Below are 17,908 nucleotides of genomic sequence, written 5' to 3' on the forward strand. Positions count from 1 at the left end.
CCCGCAGCGCTCAGTCCCCATCCCACGGCGCGATCGGGTTGCCCTGCCAGCGGGTGTGGGCGGGCACCACGTCGCCCCGCATCACCAGCGACGCGGGTCCGACGGTCGCCGATTCGCCGAGCCCGGACGCCGGTAGGGCGACGCAGTGCGGACCCAGCGTCGCACCGGCTTCCAGGACGACGCGGTCGATGGCCATCACGCGGTCGTGGAACAGGTGGGTCTGCACCACGCAGCCGCGTTGGACTGTTGCGCCGTCGCCGAGGCTGACCAGGTCGGCCTCGGGCAGCCAGTAGGTCTCGCACCAGACTCCTCGCCCGATGTGTGCACCGAGCATCCGCAGCCACAGGTTGAGGATCGGGGTTCCGGTGGCGGCGTTGGCGAACCACGGCGCGGCAACCGTCTCCACAAAGGCGTCCGACAACTCGTTGCGCCACACGAACGAACTCCACAGCGGGTGCTCGCTGACGGTGATACGCCCGACGACCAGCCACTTCGCGCACGCCGCGATGCAGCAGGCACACATGCCGGCGACGAGCAGGATCAGCCCCGACACCAGCGCGGCGATCCCGTAGTGCGACTGGCTCGCGATGTACTGCAGCCCGAGCAGCATGAAGATACCGAGGCCGAAGGACACCATCACCGGCACCAGCCGCAGCGTCTCGATCACCGCGCGCGCCACCTTCAGCCGCATCGGCGGATCGAAGGTGCGTGACGTGTCGGTCTCGGCGGCGGTACGACGCAGCCGAACGGGGGGACTGCCCAGCCAACTCGACCCCGACTTTGCGCGGTCCGGGGTCGCCGAGAGCACCGCGACGAGACCGTTCTTGGGCACCTTGCGGCCGGGTGCGGTCATACCCGAGTTGCCGAGGAACGAGCGTTTGCCGATCTTCGCCTCGTCGATGTGCAGCCAGCCGCCGCCCAACTCGTACGACGCGACCATGGTGTCGTCGGCGAGGAACGCGCCGTCGCCGATCGTCGTGAACTTGGGCAGCACCAGTGCCGTGGAGATCTCGGTGCCGGTGCCCACCTTGGCCCCGAGGAGTCGGAACCAGCCCGGGGTCAGCAGGCTCGCGTACAGCGGGAACAGGTAGGTGCGGGCCGAGTCCAGGAGCCGCTCGGTCATCCACACCTGCCAGCCGACCCTCGACCGCACCGGGTAGTAGCCCTTCTCCAGCCGCAGCGAGAGGAGGCGCACCAGGACGACGGTGATGACGGCGAACACCAGGAGACTCGTCAGGGTGGCGGCGGGCAGGAGGATCAGTGCCCGACGTCCGACGTCACGCAATCGGTCCGCGTGCAGCGCCCACGTACCGATCACCGCCAGACCGGCGCCCAGCGAGATCAGCGGGATGGCGGCCAGCACCAGCGAGGACAGCCCGTAGACGGGTACCCAGAACGGACTGCGTTCGGGGCGATGGTCGGGCCACGGATGATCGGCCTTGCCGACCTTGACGGCCGGGGAGCCCGCCCACTGCTGTCGTGCCTTGACCCGGCCGAACACGGCCGAACCCGGCTCGACTTCGGCGTCGCGTCCGACCACCGAGCCGGGCATCAGGGTCGAACGGGCGCCGATGGATGCCCCGCGTTTGATCTCGATCGCACCGATGTGGACCACGTCGCCGTCGATCCACCAGCCCGACAGGTCCACCTCGGGTTCCACCGATGCACCTTCGCCGACGGTCAGCAACCCGGTCACCGGCGGGATCGTGTGCAGGTCGACGCCCCGCCCGATCTGGGCGCCGAGCGCGCGCGCCAGGTAGATCATCCACGGCGCACCCGACAGGTTGGCCGCGCCACTGGCGTCGAGGAGGCGTTCGGCGACCCAGAGCCGCAAATGCACGCCACTGCCGCGCGGGTAGTTGCCCGGTCCCACCCCGGAGAGCAGCAGGCGCGCGCCGGCCGCCGCGATCAGCATCCGGCCCGGCGGGGTGATGAAGATCAGGAAGGCCGCCAGCAGTACCCCCCAGTTGACCTCGATCAGCCAGGGCACCGAACGGTCGACGCGGTCGGTGACCAGGATCGCCACATTGTTGACGACGCCCAGCCAGGTGGCCCACTGCAGGCCGGTGAGAGTGGTGAGCGGGACCGACAGCAGGATCTGGGCCAGACCGGTGCTGCGCGGGGTCGGAGTCACGTCGCGTTCGACGACGACCGCGGCCGGCCGGCGCGCGGCCAGCATCTCCGACATCGAACCCAGCCGCGGGTGGTCGTAGAGGTCGGCAACCGTGATGTCGGGGTACCGGGCGCGCACGGCCGTGACCAGCTGCGCGGCCGACAGCGAGCCGCCGCCCTCGGCGAAGAAATCGGCGTCGGGGTGGGTGATCGTCACGCCGAGGACGTCGGTCCAGCACTGCGCGAGCCACGCCGTGTGTTCGTCGAGTGTGGGTGCGGCCTCGTCGGCGGGTGCGCCGGGCAGCGGCCAGGGCAGAGCGTCGCGGTCGACCTTTCCTGATGTGCGCGTGGGCAATTCGTCGACGACGGCCAGTCTCGGCACCATCGCGGCGGGCAGTGCTCGGGCCAGTTCGTCGCGTGCTCGTTTCAGATCGAAGTCGGGGTCTGCGGACACCAGGTATCCGACGAGGAGACTGTTGCCGGCGGCCGACCGCCGGACCGCCGCGGCCGCACCGGTCACCCCCGGAAGATGTTGCAGCGCATTGTCGATCTCGCCGAGCTCGATGCGCCGACCGCCCACCTTGACCTGATCGTCGGCCCGGCCCATGAACACCAGGCCGGCGGGGTCGAGGCGGACGAGGTCGCCGCTTCGATAGGCGCGCTCCCAGCCGAGAGTCGGCATGGGAGCGTACTTTTCGGCGTCCTTGGCGGGATCGAGGTACCGGGCGAGTCCGACGCCGCCGATGATCAGTTCTCCGACCTCACCCTCGGCGACCGGGTTGTCGTCGGGCCCCACGACGGCGAGATCCCACCCGGCCAGCGGTAGCCCGATCCGGACGGGCGGCGTGCCGGTGAGCGGTGCCGCGCAGGCGACCACGGTGGCCTCGGTGGGGCCGTAGGTGTTCCATACTTCGCGGTCGCCGACCGCGAGGCGTTCGGCCAATTCGGGCGGGCAGGCCTCGCCGCCGAAGATGAGCAGCCGAACGGCTTCGAGGGCTTCCGGCGGCCACAGCGACGCGAGGGTCGGGACGGTCGAGACGACGGTGATGTCGCGCTGCACCAGCCACGGGCCGAGATCCATGCCGCTGCGGACCAGTGACCGGGGCGCAGGGACCAGGCAGGCCCCGTTGCGCCAGGCCAGCCACATCTCTTCGCACGATGCGTCGAACGCGACCGAGAGCCCCGCAAGGACTCGGTCGCCGGGGCCTATGGGGTTGTTCTGCAAGAACATTCGCGCCTCGGCGTCGACGAAGGCGGCCGCGTTGCGGTGGCTGACGGCCACGCCCTTGGGGGTGCCGGTGGAACCGGACGTGAAGATGATCCACGCGTCGTCGGCCACCGTGGGGTATTCCGGACCTCCGTGCTCAGGCGCGCCGTGGCCGGTGGCGTGGATGCCGTCGGCGTCGGCGATCGCGTCCACGGCCGCCTCGCCGAAGACCAGGGCGGCGCGTTCGTCGGGATCGTCGGCGTCGACCGGTACGTACGCGGCGCCCGCGTAGAGCGTCGACAGGATCGCGACGTAGAGGTCCCGCGAGCCCGACGGCATGCGGATTCCGACGCGCGATCCCCGCCCCACGCCGGCGTCACCGAGTCGTGCTGCCGCTCGGCGGACGACGGCGAGCAACTGCGTGTAGCTGAGAACTTGATCACCGTCGTCGATGGCCGGCGCATCGGGGAAGTTCATCGCTGTCTCGGTCAGCACATCGCACAGCGTCCTCGGCGCGCTGGCCTGCGCAGACAGCAAGAACTGCTCGGGTATCCGCACGGTTACCGCCACCATCTCGACACGAGTTCGAGAATATAGCCCACCAGTGCGAACGGCGGGCGTCGTGGTCCGTGTCTCGACCGCCGCCGACGGTGACCTTCCGCGCGAAACCGGCCGTATTTCGCGGCCTCTCGGGGCATGCGGGTGTAGTTTCACCACAGGGTCCCGACAAGAGATACTCGACGATTTCTGCCGCCGGTTGGGTCAGGAGGAGACGAATGCCGATCGTGGAACACCGCAAGCCGAGTCTCCGGTCGTACCCGATGTGGCTGGGCACCAGGCTGTTGTTGAAGCCCACCCTCGCACTGTGGCCGCTGAACAAGACCGGGATGGCCGGACTGTTTCTCATCGACCTGCTGTTCGCAGTCGGGCCAAAGCCGCGCGGCGTGGTTCGCGAGCAGATGACCCTCGCCGACCGTCCCGTCGAGCTGATCGTCCCGGCGGGACCGTCACGCCGGGACAGTGACACCGCCATGCTCTACCTGCACGGCGGTGCGTTCGTCGTCTGCGGACTCGGCACCCACCGCTCGATCGCGGCCCGGATGGCGCGCTCCTGCGAGATCCCGGTGTTCTCACTCGAATACCGGCAGCTCCCCAACGCGGGGGTGGGGGCATCGGTGGCCGACGCGGTCGCCGCCTACACCGAACTGCTGACCGAACGTGGCTACCGGCGGGTGGTCGTGGCCGGCGACTCGGCGGGTGGTTTCCTGGCCGCGAAGATCGTCGAGGCGGCCGCGGAACGCGACCTCCCGGCGCCGGTCGCGCTGATCGGCTTCTCGCCGCTGCTCGACCTCGACATCGCCGACAACCCCGACCGCTCCAGCCGTTCGGACGCCTACATTCCGCTGTCCAAGATGCGCAAGCTCGAGTCGCTGTTCGACCGTGGGCCGGTCCCGTTGACCGGCGTCCGGCGCATCCGGGACATCGCAGCGGAGGATTTTCCGCCGACGGTGCTCATCACCGCCGAGAACGAACTGCTCGAGCCCGACGCCATCGAGTTGGTCGAAGGGCTCGACGAAGCAGGCGTCGACGCCGCGGTCCACAGCTACTCGTGGCAGGTACACGCGTTCCCAGTGCTCGCCGTGCACCATCCGGACACATTGCACGCCATCGAGGTGACCGCCGCATTCGTGGTCCAGGCGATGAGAGAGGGCAAGAACGCTGACGACCGAACCGAACGGGCCGGCTGAGGACGACCGCGAATCCGGATCGGCTGTCCCCGGCGCAGTCGACGCCCGGTTCAGCCTCGCGGCCGAACGCACCCTGCTGGCCTGGATCCGAACCGCCCTCGGATTTCTGGCGGGCGGTGTCGCGATCGTCTACATCGCACCCGATGTCACCGACACCATCGTGGAGACCTCGCTGGGGCTCATTATGGTCGCGCTGGGCTGCGTGGTCACGATCATCGGCGCGTGGCGCTGGCGCCGGGTCACCAACGCACTCGAACGCGGCGGCCCGATGCCGGGGCCATCTCAAGTGCTGTTCGTGGTCGCTGCGATAGTGGTGGTGGCCGTTGCGATCGCGGTGTCGATCGTGCTGCAGAACTGAGGAGACAGATGTCCGCACAGTCCGTTGAAGAACTGTTCGCGCTCGATGTGCTCATCGACGACGAAGAGCGCGCCATCGTCGACACCGTCCGCGAGTTCGGCGCCCGCCGCCTCCGGCCTCTTGTCGCCGGGTGGTTCGAGGACGGCGCGTTGCCGGTGCGTGACCTCGCTCTCGAACTCGGTGAGCTCGGTCTGTTCGGCATGCACCTGGACGGGTATGGGTGTGCCGGGACGTCGGCGACCGCCTACGGTCTCGCATGTCTCGAACTCGAAGCCGTGGACTCCGGGCTGCGGAGTTTCGTCTCGGTGCAGGGGTCGTTGTCGATGTTCGCGATCCGTGCCTTCGGTAGCGACGAACAGCGCGACGAGTGGTTGCCCCGCATGGCGAAGGGGGAGGCGATCGGCTGCTTCGGGCTCACCGAACCCGATTTCGGCTCCAACCCGGCGGGCATGCGTACCACCGCGAAACGCGACGGCGACGACTGGATTCTCAACGGCGCCAAGATGTGGATCACCAACGGCAGTGTCGCCGACGTCGCCGTGGTCTGGGCCCGCACCGACCTCGGTGAAGGGTCGCGCGGCATCCGCGGCTTCGTGGTGCCCACGGACACACCAGGTTTCCGCGGTATCGAGATCAAACACAAGATGTCGTTGCGGGCGTCGGTCACCGCCGAGTTGGTGCTCGAGGACGTCCGTCTTCCGGCGTCGGCCATGCTGCCGGAGGTCGAGGGACTCAAGGGACCGCTCAGCTGCCTCAACGAGGCGCGGTTCGGCATCGTCTTCGGCGCGGTGGGCGCCGCGCGCGATTGCCTGGAGGCCGCAATCGATTACGCGGGTGACCGCGAAGTGTTCGACAAGGCTCTCGCCGGCTACCAGATCACCCAGGTCAAACTGGCCGACATGGCACTCGAGGTCGGCAAGGCGCAGTTGCTCGCCCTTCATCTGGGCCGACGCAAGGACGCCGGCGGCCTGCGTCCCGAGCAGATCAGCCTCGGCAAACTCAACAACGTCCGGGAGGCCATCGCGATCGCGCGCGAATGCCGAACGATACTGGGCGCCAACGGGATCACCCTCGAGTACCCGGTGATCCGGCACGCGAACAACCTCGAATCCGTACTGACCTACGAGGGAACCAGCGAGATGGACCAGCTGATGATCGGCAAGGCCCTGACCGGAAAGGACGCCTTCCGATGACTTACCACCAATACCAGCGCAACGCACAGAATTTCGCGAGCATCCTCACGATCGTCGGCGCCATCATCCTGATGGTCTGCGTCGGCGCGCTCACCTACACCTGGTGGCGCGACGGCCGATGGCTATGGGTCGCACTGGGTATCGCGATCATCGTGGTGAACATCGCGCTGATCTACCTCCAGTTCCGTCGCCGCAAGCTCACACCGCCGGTGGTCGAGGGCAAGAAACCGCGCCGCGGTCTCATCGACCCTCTCGACGACCTCGACGACTGAGACTCGCCGCCTGAGGCGCGATCGGCGCGAAGAGCCCCTTGCGCTCCTTGATCCGAAGAGTACTGCCTTCGGCCTCCTGAACTGCAGGAATACGTCATGGCCGTGCTCGCAAAATCTAGGGGAAGAGTTTCTTCCGCGAGGTTCGGAGTCGTCCCCCAGATAATTCGCGGGGAGGACTCCAAGGGTAGGGGAAGAGTTTCTTCCCCTACTTTTTTGGAGACGCACCGGCGAATCGACGGTCCGTTCTGGACGGCTTCACTCTTCCCGCCTCCACGATCGCCGCGCAGGCGGTCGGTGGGTCGCTGATCTGCAAGTAGCGCATTTGCCCTGGTCACGACGCCACCCCTGTCTCGAAGTCGACAAGCCTCGAAGGGCTGGCGAGATACTCAGGCGCTCAACGACTCCGGGCAGCACCGCTCACCGGTGACCTCGTCGGCGAACTGGGTGCGGTACAGCTCGGCGTAGCGTCCGCCGCGGGCGAGCAGCGTCGGGTGATCGCCGCGCTCGACGATCTGGCCCTGCTCGAGTACGACGATCTCGTCGGCCGCGCGGATCGTCGAGAGCCGATGCGCGATCACGATCGACGTCCGGCCTTCCAGTGCTTCGGCTAGAGCTTCCTGAACAGCGATCTCCGACGTCGAATCCAGGTGTGCGGTGGCCTCGTCGAGGATCACCACCGACGGCTGCGCGATGAGGATTCGCGCGATCGTCATTCGCTGCCGCTCGCCGCCGGACAGTCGGTATCCGCGTTCGCCGACGACGGTGTCGAGGCCCTCGGGTAACGATTCCACCAGTTCGGCGAGCCGTGCTCGCCGTAGGGCTGCCCAGATCTCGTCGTCGGTGACATCGGGTTGTGCCAGAGCCAGATTCGCACGTATAGAGTCGTGGAACAGATGGCCGTCCTGGGTCACCAGCCCGACGGTGCGATGCACCGATTCGAGCTTCAGATCTCGCACGTCGACCCCGTTGAGTTGGACCGATCCGGAGTCGACATCGTAGAGCCGGGTGACCAGCCCCGCGATGGTCGACTTTCCCGCGCCGGAACTGCCCACCAGGGCCAGCATGTGTCCCGGTGCGACGTCGAGGTCGATGTGGTGCAGGATCGTCTCGCCACCCCGGTTGTCCAGTTGGGCAACCTCTTCCAGCGATGCGAGCGACACCTTGTCGGCCGATGGGTACCCGAACGAGACGTCGGACAGTCGCACCGAGGTGGGCACGACCCCGCTGAGTTCCGCGCCGGGCACGTCGATCGCGTCGGGCCGGTCGGCGACCAGCGGCTCGAGGTCGAGCACCTCGAAGACGCGCTCGAAACTGACCAGCGCACTCATGATCTCGACCCGTGCATTGGCGAGCGCGGTCAGCGGCGCGTACATCCGGGTGAGCAGGAGTGCCAGCGACACCACCGCGCCCGCCGACAGATGCTGATGTACGGCCAGCCAACCGCCGAGACCGTAGACCAGGGCGAGCGCCAACGCCGACACCAAGGTGAGTGCGGTCATGAACGCCGCTTGCAGCATGGCGCGTCGAACTCCGATGTCGCGCACACGATCTGCGCGTCCAGAGAACTCCGCCGACTCGATCTCCGGACGTCCGAACAGCTTCACCAGCGTCGCACCCGGCGCGGAGAACCGTTCGGTCATCTGGGTCGACATCCGAGCGTTGTGCTCGGCCGCCTCCCGCGACAGTGCCGCCATCCGGCCACCCATCGCCCGGGCGGGAATCACGAAGATGGGCAACAGGATCAATGCGAGGAGCGTGACCTGCCAGCTGATCGCGATCATCACGCCGAGCGTCAGCGCCAGGGTCACCGCGTTGGACACCACACCCGATAGCGTGTCGCTGAACGCTCGCTGCGCGCCGATGACGTCGTTGTTCAGCCGGCTCACCAGAGCGCCGGTGCGGGTGCGGGTGAAGAACGCGACCGGCATCCGCTGCACGTGGTCGAAGACGGCGCGACGCAGATCCAGGATCAGACCCTCACCGATGTTCGCCGACAGCCAGCGGACGACGACTCCGACGGCCGCCTCCACCACGGCGATGAACGCGATCAGCATCGCCAACCCGACGATCGTCGAACCATCCCCGCCGTTGTGATTCGGCCCGCTCGCTGCGCTCCCGGCGCCGGCGGTGATCAGGTTCACCACCCGTCCGGCCACCAGTGGCGTCACCACCGTCAGCACCGCGGTGAAGACCGACAACACCAGGAATGCGGCGATGCGTCGGCGATGCGGCCGGGCGAACCCGCCGATGCGGCGCAGCGTCGCCATCCGGTCGCCCCGCAGACGACGCTCGGACGGGGAGTTCGACGATTTGTACATCATGTCCCACGCGACAGATTCCATGCTCATGCCGCCAGGTTAGAACTTCAAGTTCACTTGAAGTCCACTCCTGCCGCGTTGGCCGTGCGCCCAACACCGTTGACCGGGCGCTTCGACGTGGCCGCCGTCACGCCCGACGACCCTCCGTGAGTAGGTTGGAGGCATGGCAGAACTCAGACTCGGTTTCAAAGCGTCGGCAGAGCAGTTCGACCCGCGTGAGCTCGTGGAGATCGCGGTGGCCGCCGAGGAACACGGCATGGATTCGGTCGCGGTCTCCGACCACTTCCAGCCCTGGCGCCACAACGGTGGCCATGCTCCCTTCTCGCTGGCGTGGATGGCCGCGGTCGGTGAGCGCACCAAGCGCGTGCAGATCGGCACCTCGGTGATGACCCCGACCTTCCGCTACAACCCGGCCGTCATCGCTCAGGCCTTCGCGTCGATGGGCTGCCTGTACCCGGGCCGCATCATGCTCGGCGTCGGCACCGGCGAGGCGCTCAACGAGTACGCCACCGGATTCCAGGGCGAGTGGCCCGAGTTCAAGGAACGCTTCGCGCGCCTGCGCGAGGCCATCAAGCTGATGCGCGAACTGTGGACCGGCGAGGAGGTCAACTTCGACGGCGAGTACTACCACACCCAGGGTGCGTACATGTATGACGTTCCCTCACAACCGATCCCGGTCTACGTGGCGGCCGGCGGACCCGTCGTCGCACGGTATGCGGGACGGGCCGGCGACGGCTTCATCTGCACCTCCGGCAAGGGGGCGGACCTCTACCAGGAGAAGCTGATTCCCGCGGTCAAGGAAGGAGCGGAGAAGGCCGAGCGCGACTTCGACGCGATCGACCGGATGATCGAGATCAAGATCTCCTACGATCCGGATCCCGAACTCGCCCTGGAGAACACCCGGTTCTGGGCACCGTTGTCGCTGACCGCCGAACAGAAGCACAGCGTCAACTCCTCCACCGAGATGGAACGCCTCGCCGACGAACTCCCGATCGAGCAGGTCGCCAAGCGGTGGATCGTCGCATCCGATCCCGACGAGGCGGTCGAGAAGGTCAAGTTCTACACCGACTGTGGACTCAACCATCTGGTCTTCCACGCCCCTGGACACGATCAGCGACGGTTCCTCGAGAACTTCCAACGCGACCTCGAACCCCGACTGCGGAAGTTGTCGGTCTGACCCGACGACTTCGGTTGTCGGCTTTTGACCTGGGGAAACACCATGGCGTCGTGCCCGCAAAATCTAGGGGAAGAGCTTCCTCCCCGGGGTTTATAGTCTTCCGCTAGAAATTCCTGGGGGAAGACACCAAGGGTAGGGGACGAGTTTTCTTCCCCTACTCTTGGCGCCCTCAACGGCGTGACTGAGATCGGGCCGCTCAGGGCCGAGCTTCGGGATATTCCCGGAGGAACACCCTCACAGGCCCGATCTCAGTCATCTTGCCGGGCCACCAGTCGATGGCACCGGGTGCTGTCGGTTTCAATGGCGCACATGACCTCCCGCTTGTTGCCGTCTGTCGCCGCGCTCGTGACGGTGGTGCTGTGGGCGTCGGCCTTCGTCGCGATCCGCGCGCTCGGCGATACGTTCTCGCCGGGGTCGATGGCATTCGGCCGGCTGTTGGCCGCTGTCGTGCCGTTGACGGCGATCCTCATCGCGGTGCGGTGGCGCACCCGCGGCACACCGTGGTTCCCGCGGGGCCGTGCGCTCGTACTCGTGATCGCTTACGGCGTCGCGTGGTTCGCGCTGTACACGGTGCTGCTCAACTGGGCTGAGCAGCACCTCGACGCGGGCACTGCCGCCCTGCTGGTGAATCTGGCCCCGATCATGGTGGCCGAGTACGCGGGCGCATTCATGGGCGACGGGTTCCCGCGCGGCCTCGTGGTCGGCATGACGCTCGCGTTCTCGGGTGTGGTGCTCATCGCGGTGGGGCCGTCGGCGTCGAACGGCGCGCACGCGGATTGGCTCGGCATCGTGCTCGGCCTTGCGACCGCGGTCCTCTACGCGATGGGCGTCTTGTTGCAGAAGGAGGCGCTGCACACCGTCGACGCCCTCACCGCCACGTGGCTGGGTGCGCTTGCCGGTCTCGTGGTGACGCTGCCGTTCGCCCCGACCGCCTACTCCGAACTCGCCGGCGCCGAGACCGCCGAGGTGTGGTGGCTGATCTACCTCGGCGTGGGCCCCACCGCGATTGCCTTCACGACCTGGGCATATGCGCTGGCCCGTACTCGTGCGAGCACCATGGCCGCGACCACCCTGGTGGTTCCGGCGATCGTCGTGGGTATGTCGTGGTTGTTCCTCGGCGAACTGCCGACCACGGCCGGGCTGATCGGCGGGGCGCTGTGCCTCGTCGGGGTCGCCATCACGCGCAATCTGATTCCCCGTCGCTTCATTCCCCGTCGCTTCCTTCCATTGAGCAGCCGCATTTCATTGAGCCGAGGACGTGGGGACGGGTAATCTTCAGTGCGCGGCGTCGGGGGGTCGACCGCGCGAGACAACCCGTCATCGGCCGAGGAGCCCTACACATGCGCAAGCTCACCACCGGCATCATCGTCGGCGTCGCCCTCGCGACAGGTGCCGCGGGCACCGTGGCGATCGTCGGCACATCGTCGTCCGACGCGGCACCGCCACCACCGAGGCCGCAATACTGTGGTCAGTTCGCCGGCCGCGGCCCCGCCCCATCGTGCAGTTACGTGGCCGATCGCAACACCGTGGTGATCTTCTTGCGTAACAACGGATATCGACGCACTCCGGTGCGCTGTGACCTGTTCTCGGCAGGCCGGCAGTACCCGCTGGACTCGACCATCCTCGGCCCCGGTCGCCGCGGAAGCGTGTCGGCCGGCCTCACCCCGAGGGTGCCGCGCTCGTTCCTCGTGTCGTGCCGAAGCCTGACGCGGGGCTACCCCGAGGTGGACCGCCGGGTGCGGTTCACGGTCGCCCCGCCGCGGCCGACGTTCACTCCGCCGAAGCGCCCGACCACGACGCACCACCGACCGCCCACGCGTCAACGGCCGCCCGAGGGCCGTCCGACGCGTAACACCCACCCGATCCCGACCCCGACGACAACCACCACGACCACGACGGTCCGGCCCACCGGCGCGCCGCGACCACAGACGTCGAACCCGCGACCCCACAACACCACCACGACGACAACCACCACGACTGCTTCCTGACCTGCCGCGGTACGCGCGCCGCGAACGGTTGGATACGGTTTCTCCTATGGATCGTGACCGCATGGTGGACGTCGGCGTGGCGATGGTGTCGCGCTTCGGCGCCAAGGCACTCAGCCTCACCTCGGTCGCGCGGCATGCGGGGGTGGCACGTGCGACCGCTTACCGGATGTTCGGCGGTCGCGACGCGCTGGTCGCGGCGATCGTCGAACGCGAGGTCTCGCTGCTGCGGGTCAAGCTGCGCGAATGGTCCGACGCCGAGTCCGACGCGGCCGGCAAGGTCCGTGCTCAGGTGAGAAACGTGCTGCCCTACATCCGCGAGCACGAGGCGCTGCAGTACGTGCTGCGCAACGAGCCGGAGGAGGTCGTCGGCGCGCTCGTCTCAACCTCGACCGGCAGCGGCCCGACGCTGATCCACCAGATCGTCAACGAGACCCTGCCCGACATCGAGCCGCAGATCGGCGACCAGCTGACGCCGAATCCCCGCGGCGCTGCCGAGTTCCTCGTGCGCACCATCTACTCGCTGATGCTCATCCCCGACACCGCCCTCACCGACGACGAGATCGCCGATCTGGTGGTCCGCGCGATCGTCAAATAGCAGATGTCCGACGAGACCGCGACAGACGAGACCGATCTGGCGACGGTGCGGATGCACCGACCCCGCTGGGGTGACCCCGACAATCCCGGTCACCTGCCCGACGCCGCGCAAGCCCTCACCGCCGGTGGATCAACCGATCGAGGCGTCGACCCGGACCACATCCCGGTACCGGAATCCACCATCCCCGACGCCGCCCGAACCGCACTCACCGAGCTGCTCGGCGCCGACCACGTCGTCGTCGATACCGGTGAGCGCGTCCAGCACACGCGTGGCTTCTCGACCCCCGACCTGCTGCGGCTGCGCGCCGGCGACGTCAGCGCGGCCCCCGACGTCGTCGTCTTCCCGGGCAGCCACGACGAGGTGCTCGGCATCCTGGCGCTGTGCACCGACCATCGGCTCGCGGCGGTCCCGTTCACCGGCGGCACGTCGGTGGTGGGTGGTCTCGAACCCGAGCGTTCCGGCCTCGACGGTGTGGTGTGCATCGATCTGCGTCGGATGAACCGTCTCGTCGAGGTCGACGAGATCTCCCGGACCGCAACGTTCGAGGCCGGAATCCGTGGCACCGACGCCGAGATGGGTTTGCGTGAGCGCGGATTCACCCTCGGCCACTTCCCGCAGTCCTACGAGGGGGCGGGGATCGGCGGATATGCCGCGACACGGTCCGCGGGCCAGTCGTCGGCCGGCTACGGACGCTTCGACGAGATGGTCGAAGGCCTGGTGCTGGCCACCCCCCGCGGCACCATCGAACTCGGTACCGCACCCAAATCGGCTGCGGGACCGGATCTTCGACAGCTCGTTCTCGGATCGGAGGGAGTGCTCGGGGTGATCACCCGGGTGCGGCTGCGCATTCACCCACTCCCCGCGGTGCGGGTCTTCGAGGGGTGGCGATTCGCTTCCTTCGACGACGGTGCACGTGCCCTCCGACGCCTGGCCCAGGACGGTCCGCTGCCGACGGTTCTACGGCTCTCCGACGAGGTCGAGACCGCCCTCAACCTCGCCGATCCCGACCGGCTCGGCGGCGAATCGTCCGGCTGCCTGGCGATCACCGGCTTCGAAGGCGGGCCCGACGACGTCCGGTGGCGTCGCGCCGCGGCCGCCGCGCTCCTCACCGACTGCGGCGCCACCCCCCTCGGTACCGAACCGGGGGAGTCGTGGCGTACCGGACGGTTCCGGGCGCCGTACCTCCGGGACCCGTTGCTCGACGCCGGTGTGTTGGTGGAGACCTTGGAGACGGTCACGTTCTGGTCGGGGCTGGCCGACCTGAAGGCGTCGGTGACCGGAGCGCTCACCGATGCCTTGACCGCGTCGGGCACACCACCGCTGGTCATGTGCCACATCAGTCACGTGTACCACTCGGGTGCGTCGCTGTACTTCACCGTCGTCGCGCCGTTCGGCGAGGACCCGCTGGCCGATTGGGCGGCCGCCAAGTCCGCCGCGAACGCCGCGATCCGCGCCGCCGGCGCCAGCATCACCCACCACCACGCGGTGGGCCGCGATCATCGCGCCGCCTATCACGACGAAATCGGTGCCCTGGGTGTCGAGTTGCTGAACGCCGCGAAACGCGTTGTGGACCCGGCCGGGGTCTGCAATCCCGGCATCCTGCTCTGACGACCGTACCCACCCCCAACGGCTAGGCTGGCACGCATGGGCGACGACGCAACTCCGACCTCGCACAGCATCTACATCGCATCCGCGGAGGGTGACACCGGAAAATCGACGGTCGCGCTGGGCCTGCTGGCCTTGCTCACCGCAACAGGTGGCCGGGTCGGGGTGTTCCGCCCCATCTCGCGTGGCGCTGCGGGTGAACGCGACTACATCCTCGACCTTCTCATCGAGTACGACTCGGTCGACATCGACTACGAGGACTGCATCGGGGTCACCTACGACCAGGTGCACGAGGACCCGGAAGCGGCCATCGCCGAGATCGTCGCTCGTTTCCACGCGGTCGAGGCGCGGTGCGATCGTGTGGTGATCGTCGGCTCCGACTACACCGACGTGGGCAGCCCGTCGGAGTTGAGCTACAACGCGCGGATCGCCGCCAACCTATCGGCACCGATCATCTTGGCGCTCAAGGCCGCCGACCGGACTCCTCAGGAGGTGCACGGTCTGGCGGAACTGTTGATGGCGGAGATCGCCGCGTCACATGCGACGACGGTGGCGCTCGTGGCCAATCGTTGTCCGCCCGACCAACTGGTGGTGATCGAGAAGGAACTCGAGAAGACCGGTATCCCGACACTGTGTCTGCCCGAGGAGCCGATCCTCGTCGCGCCGACGATGGCCGAGCTGAAAGAGGAACTGGGCGCCGAGATGTACAGCGGCGACACCGAACTCCTCGATCGGGAAGCGCTCATGGTGATGGTGGGCGGTATGACCGTCGAGCACATCCTCGAGCGTCTCACCGAGGGCACCGTGGTCATCACCCCGGCCGACAGGTCCGACGTCCTGCTGGCGCTGGTGAATGCCAATGCGGCCAAAGGGTTTCCGCGGCTGGCGGGGATCATTCTGAACGGTGGACTGCGACCGCATCCGATGATCGAGGCTTTGGTCCAAGGACTCCGGCCGAACCTGCCGATTCTGGTCTGCCAACAGGGCACCTACGAGACCGCCCGCACGGCGGCGCATACGCGCGGTCGGCTGGCAAAGGGTTCGGCTCGCAAGATCGAGGCGGTGCTCTCGCTCGTCGAAGAGCACGTCGATCCCGAAGAGGTGCTGCAGAAGTTGAACGTCGGCACCCCGACCGTGGTGACCCCGCAGATGTTCGAGTACGGGCTGATCGCGCGGGCCCGCGCGCAGCGCCGACACATCGTGCTCCCCGAGGGCGACGACGACCGGATCCTGCGCGCCGCAGGGCGTTTGCTTCGACGCAACGTCGCGGATCTGACGCTCCTCGGCGACAGCGACGCCGTGCACACCCGTGCCGCGGATCTCGGCGTCGACCTCACCGGCGTCGACATCATCGATCCCGCGTCGTCGGATCACCTGAACGAGTTCGCCGCGGCCTACACCGAGATGCGCAAGCACAAGGGTATGGAATTCGAACGCGCACAAGAGATGATGCGCGACGTCTCCTACTTCGGCACCATGATGGTGCACACCGGCCGCGCCGACGGGATGGTGTCGGGGGCGGCGCACACCACCGCGCACACCATCCGGCCGGCCTTCGAGATCATCAAGACGAAGCCGGGTGTGTCGACCGTCTCGAGTGTGTTCTTCATGTGTCTGGCCGACAAGGTTCTCGCCTACGGCGACTGCGCCATCGTGCCCGATCCCACCGCCGAACAACTCGCCGACATCGCGATCAGCTCGGCGCAGACCGCTTCGCAGTTCGACATCGAGCCGCGCGTTGCCATGCTCTCCTACTCGACGGGCAAGTCCGGATCGGGCGCAGATGTCGACAAGGTCAGGGTGGCAACGGATTTGGTGCGTGAGCGTGCCCCGGAGGTACTCGTCGAGGGGCCGATCCAGTACGACGCGGCGGTCGAGCCCAGCGTCGCGGTCACCAAGATGCCCGATTCGGCGGTGGCCGGTCGGGCGACCGTGCTGATCTTCCCGGACCTCAACACCGGCAACAACACCTACAAGGCGGTGCAGCGCAGCGCGAACGCCATCGCGATCGGACCGGTGCTCCAGGGGCTGAACAAGCCCATCAACGATCTCTCCCGTGGCGCACTCGTGTCCGACATCGTCAACACCGTGGCAATCACTGCGATCCAGGCCCAGCAGCCCGCAGGAGGCGAGCAGTGAGCGGCTTGACCGGTGCCGTTCTCGTGCTCAACGCCGGCTCGTCGTCGCTGAAATATCAACTCCTACACCCCGATACCGGTGAGGTGTGGGCCGACGGCATCGTCGAACGGATCGGTGAGAACGACTCGTCGATCACCCATGAGCAGGGGGATGTCGAGATCCGCGAGACCGCGGCGATCGCCGACCACCTCGCCGCGATCGAGTGGGCCATCCGATGTTTCGCCGACAACGGCACCGATCTCGCGGCAGCGGGTCTGGCCGCCGTCGGCCATCGGGTGGTGCACGGTGGTCGGACGTTCTACGAACCGACCATCATCACTCGCGAGGTGATCAGCGAGATCACCCGGATCTCACCCCTTGCGCCGCTGCACAATCCGGCGAATCTGATCGGTATCGAGGCCGCCCGGACCTTTCTGCCCGACGTCCCGTCGGTCGCGGTCTTCGACACCGCCTTCTTCCACGGTTTGCCCGACGCCGCCGCCACGTATGCCATCGACCGGGGGGTTGCGGACCTCCATGCCATCCGCCGCTACGGCTTTCACGGCACCAGCCACGACTACGTGTCGCATCGCGTCGCGGATTTCCTGGGCCGCGACTACGACGAGCTGAACCAGATCGTTCTCCACCTCGGCAATGGTGCGTCGGCGTCGGCTATTGCCGGTGGCCATCCCATCGACACCTCGATGGGGATGACACCGTTGGAAGGGCTGGTGATGGGTACCCGCAGTGGCGATCTCGATCCGGGCCTCGTGTTGCATCTGCACCGCGTCGCCAAGCTGTCCGTCGATCAGATCGATACCCTGCTCAACAAGCAGTCGGGGTTGAAAGGGTTGTGCGGCGAGAACGACTTTCGCGCGATCTCGGCGCTGATCGAGGCCGGTGACGAGAATGCCCGCCGGGCTTACGATGTCTACATTCATCGCCTCCGCCGCTACATCGGTGCCTACATGATCGAGCTCGGCCGGGTGGATGCGATCACCTTCACCGCCGGTGTCGGGGAGAACTCGACCCCGGTTCGCACCGATGCCCTCGCGGGCCTCGAGCATTACGGCATCATCATCGACGCGGAGCGAAACGCTGTGCGCAGCAAGGAGCCACGGCGCATATCGGCGGACGACTCGGAGATCGACGTGCTGGTGGTCCCGACCAACGAAGAACTCGCCATCGCCCGGCAGTCTGCCGCCGTGGTGGCCTGA

Annotated in this window: 13 protein-coding genes; 11 read left to right on the forward strand and 2 right to left on the reverse strand. The window is 67.5% G+C overall.

The features are described from left to right. Positions 1 to 10 precede the first annotated feature (10 nt). Complete coding sequence (locus tag MKW15_RS18125; RefSeq protein WP_240860597.1) at positions 11 to 3,892, reverse strand: Pls/PosA family non-ribosomal peptide synthetase; 3,882 nt, start codon at positions 3,890 to 3,892, stop codon at positions 11 to 13. 203 nt (positions 3,893 to 4,095) lie between these two features. Here MKW15_RS18125 and MKW15_RS18130 point away from each other — a divergent pair, with 203 nt between their 5' ends. From MKW15_RS18130 to MKW15_RS18145, 4 genes are read left to right on the forward strand one after another with little or no spacing between them, the layout of a single operon-like run. Continuing rightward, complete coding sequence (locus MKW15_RS18130; protein ID WP_240860598.1) at positions 4,096 to 5,067, forward strand: alpha/beta hydrolase; 972 nt, start codon at positions 4,096 to 4,098, stop codon at positions 5,065 to 5,067. Then, complete coding sequence (locus tag MKW15_RS18135) at positions 5,039 to 5,425, forward strand: YidH family protein (RefSeq protein WP_240860688.1); 387 nt, start codon at positions 5,039 to 5,041, stop codon at positions 5,423 to 5,425. Before MKW15_RS18130 ends, MKW15_RS18135 begins: the two co-directional genes overlap by 29 nt. Before the next feature lie 8 nt (positions 5,426 to 5,433). Beyond that, complete coding sequence (locus MKW15_RS18140; protein ID WP_240860599.1) at positions 5,434 to 6,618, forward strand: acyl-CoA dehydrogenase family protein; 1,185 nt, start codon at positions 5,434 to 5,436, stop codon at positions 6,616 to 6,618. Beyond that, the gene (locus MKW15_RS18145) at positions 6,615 to 6,890 is read left to right on the forward strand and encodes a hypothetical protein (protein ID WP_240860601.1); all 276 of its coding nucleotides are present in this window, start codon (positions 6,615 to 6,617) and stop codon (positions 6,888 to 6,890) included. Before MKW15_RS18140 ends, MKW15_RS18145 begins: the two co-directional genes overlap by 4 nt. Positions 6,891 to 7,276: 386 nt before the next feature. Here MKW15_RS18145 and MKW15_RS18150 read toward each other — a convergent pair whose 3' ends face one another. Next, positions 7,277 to 9,238, reverse strand: coding sequence for an ABC transporter ATP-binding protein (locus MKW15_RS18150; protein ID WP_240860603.1), 1,962 nt, complete (start codon positions 9,236 to 9,238; stop codon positions 7,277 to 7,279). A 133-nt stretch (positions 9,239 to 9,371) separates the two neighbouring features. Between MKW15_RS18150 and fgd the strand changes: the two genes are divergently transcribed. The 7 genes from fgd (at position 9,372) to MKW15_RS18185 (ending at position 17,908) form a co-directional block, all read left to right on the forward strand. Next, positions 9,372 to 10,385: a glucose-6-phosphate dehydrogenase (coenzyme-F420) gene (gene fgd / locus MKW15_RS18155; RefSeq protein WP_240860605.1), complete on the forward strand. Its 1,014-nt coding sequence runs from the start codon at positions 9,372 to 9,374 to the stop codon at positions 10,383 to 10,385. A 309-nt stretch (positions 10,386 to 10,694) separates the two neighbouring features. Then, positions 10,695 to 11,657: a DMT family transporter gene (locus MKW15_RS18160; protein ID WP_374247452.1), complete on the forward strand. Its 963-nt coding sequence runs from the start codon at positions 10,695 to 10,697 to the stop codon at positions 11,655 to 11,657. Between the two features lie 68 nt (positions 11,658 to 11,725). Continuing rightward, entirely contained in the window at positions 11,726 to 12,373 is a 648-nt protein-coding gene (locus MKW15_RS18165; protein ID WP_240860608.1) for a hypothetical protein, read from the forward strand. A gap of 46 nt (positions 12,374 to 12,419) precedes the next feature. Continuing rightward, the gene (locus tag MKW15_RS18170; protein ID WP_240860610.1) at positions 12,420 to 12,968 is read left to right on the forward strand and encodes a TetR/AcrR family transcriptional regulator; all 549 of its coding nucleotides are present in this window, start codon (positions 12,420 to 12,422) and stop codon (positions 12,966 to 12,968) included. Positions 12,969 to 12,971: 3 nt separating this feature from the next. After that, positions 12,972 to 14,576, forward strand: a complete 1,605-nt coding sequence (locus MKW15_RS18175) for an FAD-binding oxidoreductase (RefSeq protein ID WP_240860613.1) — start codon at positions 12,972 to 12,974, stop codon at positions 14,574 to 14,576. Positions 14,577 to 14,612: 36 nt separating this feature from the next. Further along, complete coding sequence (pta, locus tag MKW15_RS18180) at positions 14,613 to 16,712, forward strand: phosphate acetyltransferase (protein ID WP_240860615.1); 2,100 nt, start codon at positions 14,613 to 14,615, stop codon at positions 16,710 to 16,712. Next, on the forward strand, positions 16,709 to 17,908 hold the full coding sequence (locus tag MKW15_RS18185; RefSeq protein ID WP_240860617.1) for an acetate kinase: 1,200 nt from the start codon (positions 16,709 to 16,711) through the stop codon (positions 17,906 to 17,908). The genes pta and MKW15_RS18185 overlap by 4 nt, the downstream gene beginning before the upstream one ends.

It is taken from the genome of Gordonia gummivorans (assembly GCF_022513585.1).
GTDB lineage: Bacteria > Actinomycetota > Actinomycetes > Mycobacteriales > Mycobacteriaceae > Gordonia.

Bases quoted from the DNA above. Each gene is read 5' to 3' on its own strand.
- MKW15_RS18125 (WP_240860597.1), bottom strand. From the start codon at position 3,892: ATGGTGGCGGTAACCGTGCGGATACCCGAGCAGTTCTTGCTGTCTGCG.
- MKW15_RS18130 (WP_240860598.1), top strand. From the start codon at position 4,096: ATGCCGATCGTGGAACACCGCAAGCCGAGTCTCCGGTCGTACCCGATG.
- MKW15_RS18140 (WP_240860599.1), top strand. From the start codon at position 5,434: ATGTCCGCACAGTCCGTTGAAGAACTGTTCGCGCTCGATGTGCTCATC.
- MKW15_RS18145 (WP_240860601.1), top strand. From the start codon at position 6,615: ATGACTTACCACCAATACCAGCGCAACGCACAGAATTTCGCGAGCATC.
- MKW15_RS18150 (WP_240860603.1), bottom strand. From the start codon at position 9,238: ATGAGCATGGAATCTGTCGCGTGGGACATGATGTACAAATCGTCGAAC.
- fgd (WP_240860605.1), top strand. From the start codon at position 9,372: ATGGCAGAACTCAGACTCGGTTTCAAAGCGTCGGCAGAGCAGTTCGAC.
- MKW15_RS18160 (WP_374247452.1), top strand. From the start codon at position 10,695: ATGACCTCCCGCTTGTTGCCGTCTGTCGCCGCGCTCGTGACGGTGGTG.
- MKW15_RS18165 (WP_240860608.1), top strand. From the start codon at position 11,726: ATGCGCAAGCTCACCACCGGCATCATCGTCGGCGTCGCCCTCGCGACA.
- MKW15_RS18170 (WP_240860610.1), top strand. From the start codon at position 12,420: ATGGATCGTGACCGCATGGTGGACGTCGGCGTGGCGATGGTGTCGCGC.
- MKW15_RS18175 (WP_240860613.1), top strand. From the start codon at position 12,972: ATGTCCGACGAGACCGCGACAGACGAGACCGATCTGGCGACGGTGCGG.
- pta (WP_240860615.1), top strand. From the start codon at position 14,613: ATGGGCGACGACGCAACTCCGACCTCGCACAGCATCTACATCGCATCC.